This is a genomic window from Chitinophaga sp. (genome assembly GCF_036566945.1).
In the GTDB taxonomy this organism is placed as follows: Bacteria; Bacteroidota; Bacteroidia; order Chitinophagales; family Chitinophagaceae; genus Chitinophaga.
In genome coordinates this window covers 1-5,829 of record NZ_DATCVJ010000119.1, presented here as the reverse complement: position 1 = coordinate 5,829, position 5,829 = coordinate 1, and the positions used below count along the sequence as shown (strand labels likewise).

6 protein-coding genes are annotated in these 5,829 nt (G+C 44.3%); 3 read left to right on the top strand and 3 right to left on the bottom strand.

Annotated elements, in window-relative coordinates; all coding sequences use genetic code 11:
• A partial coding sequence (locus tag VIP81_RS03435) for a hypothetical protein (protein WP_331957077.1) occupies positions 1 to 384 on the bottom strand: 384 nt, incomplete at its 3' end.
• Between the two features lie 160 nt (positions 385 to 544).
• Between VIP81_RS03435 and VIP81_RS03430 the strand changes: the two genes are divergently transcribed.
• Positions 545 to 1,981 (top strand): hypothetical protein, encoded by a 1,437-nt coding sequence (locus VIP81_RS03430; RefSeq protein ID WP_331957076.1) that lies wholly within the window; start codon positions 545 to 547, stop codon positions 1,979 to 1,981.
• A gap of 13 nt (positions 1,982 to 1,994) precedes the next feature.
• Here VIP81_RS03430 and VIP81_RS03425 read toward each other — a convergent pair whose 3' ends face one another.
• Positions 1,995 to 3,257: an MFS transporter gene (locus tag VIP81_RS03425; protein WP_331957075.1), complete on the bottom strand. Its 1,263-nt coding sequence runs from the start codon at positions 3,255 to 3,257 to the stop codon at positions 1,995 to 1,997.
• 80 nt (positions 3,258 to 3,337) lie between these two features.
• Entirely contained in the window at positions 3,338 to 3,946 is a 609-nt protein-coding gene (locus VIP81_RS03420) for a TetR/AcrR family transcriptional regulator (protein WP_331957074.1), read from the bottom strand.
• A gap of 264 nt (positions 3,947 to 4,210) precedes the next feature.
• Here VIP81_RS03420 and VIP81_RS03415 point away from each other — a divergent pair, with 264 nt between their 5' ends.
• Both VIP81_RS03415 and VIP81_RS03410 read left to right on the top strand, forming a co-directional pair.
• Positions 4,211 to 4,543 carry a PadR family transcriptional regulator gene (locus VIP81_RS03415; RefSeq protein WP_331957073.1) on the top strand — a complete coding sequence of 111 codons (333 nt, stop codon included), beginning with the start codon at positions 4,211 to 4,213 and terminating at the stop codon, positions 4,541 to 4,543.
• Position 4,544: 1 nt separating this feature from the next.
• On the top strand, positions 4,545 to 5,829 hold a 1,285-nt coding region (locus tag VIP81_RS03410; RefSeq protein WP_331957072.1), incomplete at its 3' end, for an ABC transporter permease.

Here is a 5,829-nt window from a genome sequence, read left to right as displayed (position 1 = left end):
ATTATCATCCACCAGAATAGTAGCCGGCTTCCAGGCAAAGGTATGGTTCTCTTGCAGCTTATCTCCTGAGATTGCCTGCAGATAAGAATATCCGGGTATATAAATCAATACCCGTTCCTCCAGAAAAAGCTTGATCTTCTGGGCCAGTTTGGTATGCAGCAGACTACCGGCCAGCAGGCACAGTAAAAACAAAATCAGTATGCTTACCGCATACGCTTTCCCTTCTCCGCCCAGTTCAATAGGGAAATGATGCGCAATCGGATCCGAAAATTTCCGGATAAGATGAATGATCCTGACCAGGACATACAGGCAAACGATAATGGGTACCAACAGCACAATGCCGTTAATAAAAGTCCTTCTTACTGATTTGAAGAAATGGTTCATATTCTTTACCTAACAGCCCAATGGTGGAATTGTTTAAGGCATATTCTTTCTACCGCAGTGATTTCTCATTTCGAATTATTTTGTAAGTTTATTACTGTTTGTACCTTATCCTGTAATATCCGAATAACCATTTTTCACATCCTATCTAAACACTATTGACATGACGTACCACAACAACGATGTAACCTTTTCCTTAAAAGACAACCTGACATTAATTGGCGGAAGTTTTGAAGTCAACGATTTCTCTGTTTCTTCCGGCGAAGACCCCGACAAACATATTTATAAAGGGCTGAAAGTTTCGGTTGAAAGCAATCGGCTGCGGTTCCGTATCGGCCGGCATGGCTCAACGGAAACGGCGAAATGGTTTAATCTGAAAGTAGCCGCTGCTCAGACTACTTTCAATCACAGCGCAGACAAATTAAACTTTGCACTCTCTGGTACCCTCTACCTGAACATTTCCGGAGGCATTTTAGCTGGAAGACAACAAGGATTTACATTTAATAATGTGATGTTGGCCCAGGGACATGCAGGCGCCAATAACTGGTGGTTTGGCGGACAAAATTGTACGTATATAGGCGGAGACAAAGTAAAATGTGTGGGCCATAATGCTAACGGTGATGCGGTAACATTCATATTTTTAAGAGGGGGCAATGGTGCAGATACTATAGAACTAAAAAACATTACCATCCTGGATACGGCCAACTGGATGAGAAGCCTGCCCGATAGCAAACTGCTGGGAGAAATCATGATGCCGGGCAGCCACGACGCCGGCATGTCGAAGCTCCAGCATTGCAGTGACGGATCTGGTGGTATTATCGGGCCATTTACGAAAACCCAAAGCAAATCTGTTGGCGAACAACTGCTGGCCGGGTCCCGTTATTTCGATATAAGAGTGGACTATGACCACAGCGCCCTCGTGACCTACCACAGAACAGATGGGAACGGCTGCAGCGGACAGTATTTGAAAGACGTCCTGGATGAAACAGTTGCTTTCTTAAGTACGCATCCACGTGAAATTCCCATTCTCAAATTCTCACATATCAGAAACTACAAAGACCATAAAAAGCAGGATACCGGGAAGTTGATTTGTGAGATGCTGGAAACCTATTCAGATCACATGTACAAGACAGCCCCCCCGGCCGACGGGAAAGCAGTGAATCTTGCCACACTGCCGCTCAGCAATGACCTGAGAGGTAAAATGCTCATCGTTTTCAGTGACGCCGAATTTTGTGACGTAGCCAAAGGGAGATTTCGCTACAATGACGGAACCGTCGTGTATAACGATGTAAATCTTACGGTATATGATGAATATGCCGATGAGCAGAACTATGATAAAATGAAAAAGGACCAACTTGATAAATGGAAAAAGTATGGCGCCACCGATGGTAAATATTTCTTTTTATTGTCCTGGACCTTAACACCAAAAGACTATGTTATCTGGAACAGTATTGAAACGCTGTCCGCAAAAGCCAATAAAGAACTGCCCGCTGTTTTATATGACTACATTGTATCTAATAAATACAGTAAACCCAATATTGTTTACCTCGACTATTTAAATGAAACCGTAACGCAGAGTATCATTATGTATAATTTCTGATCAATGCGCCAGACTACATTTCGCTACTTACCGGTTCCTTCGCATAAGAAGGAACCTTTTCCTTTTTTACAGGAAAGAAGCGTCTATAGAATATCAGGGCGATTACAATAGCCAGCATTCCCTGTATAAAAAGCGTCATCTGGCTGCCGATATGTTCGGAAGCAAATCCGATGAGTAAACTACCCAGCGGCAGCATACCAAAAATGGCGGTCAGCAAAATGCTGATCGCCCTTCCCCGCATATCGGGAGCAGCTTCGGATTGCACGATGATATTGCAACTTGTAAACTGTGTAACAGCACCGAAGCCCGTCAGCACAACAAACAAGAGGGCCAGATAAAAGTTGGTGGTGAAAGCAAAACATAGTAGTCCGATACCCAGTACGGCTGTACTCAAAATCAAATAAAAACGGAGATTAGCTCCGCGCTTCAGAGAGGCCAGCAGTACCGTTCCTGAAACCGCTCCTAATCCAACAAATCCGGATATATAACCAAAAGTAGCAGCATTTCCGTTAAAGGTAACTTTGGCCACCTGGGGGATGAGCGTGTCGTAAGGCAGCACCAACAAACCAATCAGGCTCACCATCAAAATAACCAGTCCTATTTCAGGCGCCTTTTTAAAATAGAGAATACCTTCTTTAAATACCGTAAACACCTTTTTATTCGTTACCCTTTTCTCATAGGGCTTCATCTTCATCTTTGAAAAGCAAATGATCACAACGATAAAACCGATGGCATTCACCACAAAGCAAATACCGGCATTCCAATGTTGCAATACTATTCCGGCTGCAGCAGGCGCCAGTACTTTACTTACACTCGACATGGCAGCACTTAACGATAATGCACTGGATACATCGCCCGGATCCTGTACAACTTCATTGATCATGGTTTGCCGGGCCGGCACATCAAAGGCGTTGATAATACCCAACAAAACGCTCAGGCACAGGATTTCCCATACCACAATATGATTACACAATAGTAATATGGCTAAGAGAGAGGTTTGTACAACTGCACCGATTTGTGTCCAACGGATAATCTTCATGCGATCATAGCGATCAGCTGCTACCCCACCGCCAAATGAAAACAAAAAGGACGGAAACTGTTCTGCAAATACCGTTACGCCCAGCATAAATGGAGAATGCGTGAGCGAATAAACCATCCATACTACCGCCGTGCGCTGCATCCACCTACCAAATTGAGAAATAGAACGACCTGCAAAATAATATTTGAAATTGTTACTGTTAAAAGCCCTGAACGTATTTACGCTGCCAATACTCATTTAAAAACTATTTCTGATAATAAACAACCTCGCAAACAATTTGACAAAAAAAGTAAAGCATCAAATCACCCGCAAAAAAATTACAATCCCAGTTCCCGCATGGCGAACCTTGTTAACATGCTCACTCCACTTTGCCATAGATTGGTATAGCCCTCTATGGCTGACTCACGGCGTATACCGCGAATGCTGCTGAGTAGTACAAATATTAACGTATCCAGCGAGGCTGCATCTGGCTTACGAATTTCCTTCATCGCCACCGACTGACCAATCACCTGCTTCAACAAATCAGTTTCTGCCTGCATCATTCCCTGATGCACTTTCCACATCATATCCGCATATTTGGAAAGCTCCTCTTTATCTAATCCGGATTCTATGGCGGCAATAAAACTTTTAGTCTTTTTAAAACCTTTGACTTTGGCAAAACAAAAAGCATAGATTTTAGCCTGTAGTCCTTTCTCCCGGCTCATTACAGCTTCCGTTTCATTTTTCACGTCTTCTATTAAAGAAAACATCACCGCTTCGAAAAGTTCATCGCGGTTTTTATAGTAGTAATATAAGGCGCTTCTGGTTTTACCAATTGCTTTTGCCACGTCATCCATCGTCACTTTCCGGATGCCATGTCGTTGATACAACTGTTGCGCAGTTTGTAAAATCTGACTTCTTAGTAATTCCTCTTGCGAAAGACTCATATTTTTTGAGGATTGATAGATACTTTAGAATGAGTGCAATTATATAATTTGACAAATTTACGATTTTTGTCAAAATGAAAATACAAATTATAAAACATAATATTTAACTCAGTGGGATTTTTCGTGCGAAATCCCCATCCATAGCACTTTATAGCGACCATCACCTCTCCTGCGCTATATCAAATCAATGCCTCAAATTAATTATTCACCTTTTGTATGTATTACATCATCTTTTTACATACATTTAGGTAATTAATAGAAAAAATGAAAGGTACAAACCTCGGAGAATTCGAAGAACTGGTGCTACTCACTATTGCAGCGTTGATAAACGAAGCATATAGTGTAGCCATATGCGACGAACTCTCCAATCATACCGGGCGTTCCGTGAAACTTGGCGTGGTACACTCTGTGCTCAATCGTCTGGAAGAAAAGGGATTGGTGAAAAGTGAGCTGGGGGAAGCCACGAAGGCCCGTGGCGGTAAACGCAAAAGGTTCTATCAACTCACCATGCTCGGACAGGCATCCCTGATCAACGCCAAATCGATGCGCGATCAGCTGTGGGCCAGGATACCGTCGCTTGCCTGGAAAAAAATGTAGCATGAAAGAACAACGGCAACACGATCCGCCCGCCTGGGCGCAGCGATTGATAGCATGGTATTGTAAGCCCGGACTTGTAGAAGACCTTATGGGTGACCTCCACGAATGCTTCGAACGGAATGTACAAGCCATCGGCCCACGCCGTGCAAAGCTGATCTACATCATGGATGCCTTCAAATTTTTCAGAAGTTATACCGTACGACCTTCAATATTTGTCAACCCTTTTATGAACCGGATCATGATTGGAAGCTACATCAAAACATCCCGGCGCAATATCCTGCGCAACAAGCTCTTCTCCTTCATCAATATCCTGGGTCTTGCTATCAGTATGTCCGTGGGGCTACTGCTGATCGCCTTCCTGTTCGACCTGCGTTCGTACGACAGGTTTCACAAAAACGGCGAGCGGATTTATCGCATCACCAACATATTCAGCGCTAACAGCGAAGAAAGCGGCAAGTATGCATCTACTTCTATAAAAACCGGAAGACTCATCCGCGAGAAGGTGACCGGCATTGAAGAAGTAACTATTATGCGCAACAATTTTTCGGGTGATGCGAAGGTGGGCGACCATACGCTCCCCGTCAAAGGCTTCTGGGCGGAGCCTTCACTCTTCAGGATCTTTTCATTTCCAATGATAGAAGGTAACCCTGAAACCGCGCTGAAAGATCCTTATTCAGTTGTGCTCACGGAAACAGCAGCAAAGAAGCTGTTTGGCAACCAGGTGGCGCTTGGCCAGGCAATCAAAATCGATACACTCGTTTACCAGGTAACCGGTATCATGAAGGACATTCCTTTTTTCTCGCACATCAATTTCGAAGCACTGGTATCATTGTCTACCGCCGAACAAACCAATAAAGGCGATAAAGATTTTGCTGCATGGACAAACATGTGGTCCAACTCCGTGTACATCCTGCCCTCAAAAAATGCCAGCATGGCTGCTATCCAGTCGCAGCTCCATGCACTCGCCAAAACAGAAAACCTCGCCGACGAGCATACGAAGATCCAACTCGAACTACTTCCCTTATATAACATCGTAGTGGGAGAAAGTCTCCATCAATCCGAGGGCGGCCCCGGAAACGTGGCCCCTCATATGTCTCCGGGGATGCTTTGGATACTCGGCGGACTGGCATTTATCGTGATACTGTCTGCGTGTTTTAACTATACCAATTTGTCGATAGCACGTGCGATGCGCCGCGTAAAGGAAATTGGTCTTCGCAAAGCTATTGGCGCCGGAAAGAGCCAGGTAAGACTACAGTTCCTGGCCGAGGCGGTCATGATCTCCCTGA

What these genes read in the sequence shown, in the direction of transcription:
- VIP81_RS03420 (WP_331957074.1), bottom strand. Translation starts at nt 3,946, where the DNA reads ATGAGTCTTTCGCAAGAGGAATTACTAAGAAGTCAGATTTTACAAACT.
- VIP81_RS03415 (WP_331957073.1), top strand. Translation starts at nt 4,211, where the DNA reads ATGAAAGGTACAAACCTCGGAGAATTCGAAGAACTGGTGCTACTCACT.
- VIP81_RS03430 (WP_331957076.1), top strand. Translation starts at nt 545, where the DNA reads ATGACGTACCACAACAACGATGTAACCTTTTCCTTAAAAGACAACCTG.
- VIP81_RS03425 (WP_331957075.1), bottom strand. Translation starts at nt 3,257, where the DNA reads ATGAGTATTGGCAGCGTAAATACGTTCAGGGCTTTTAACAGTAACAAT.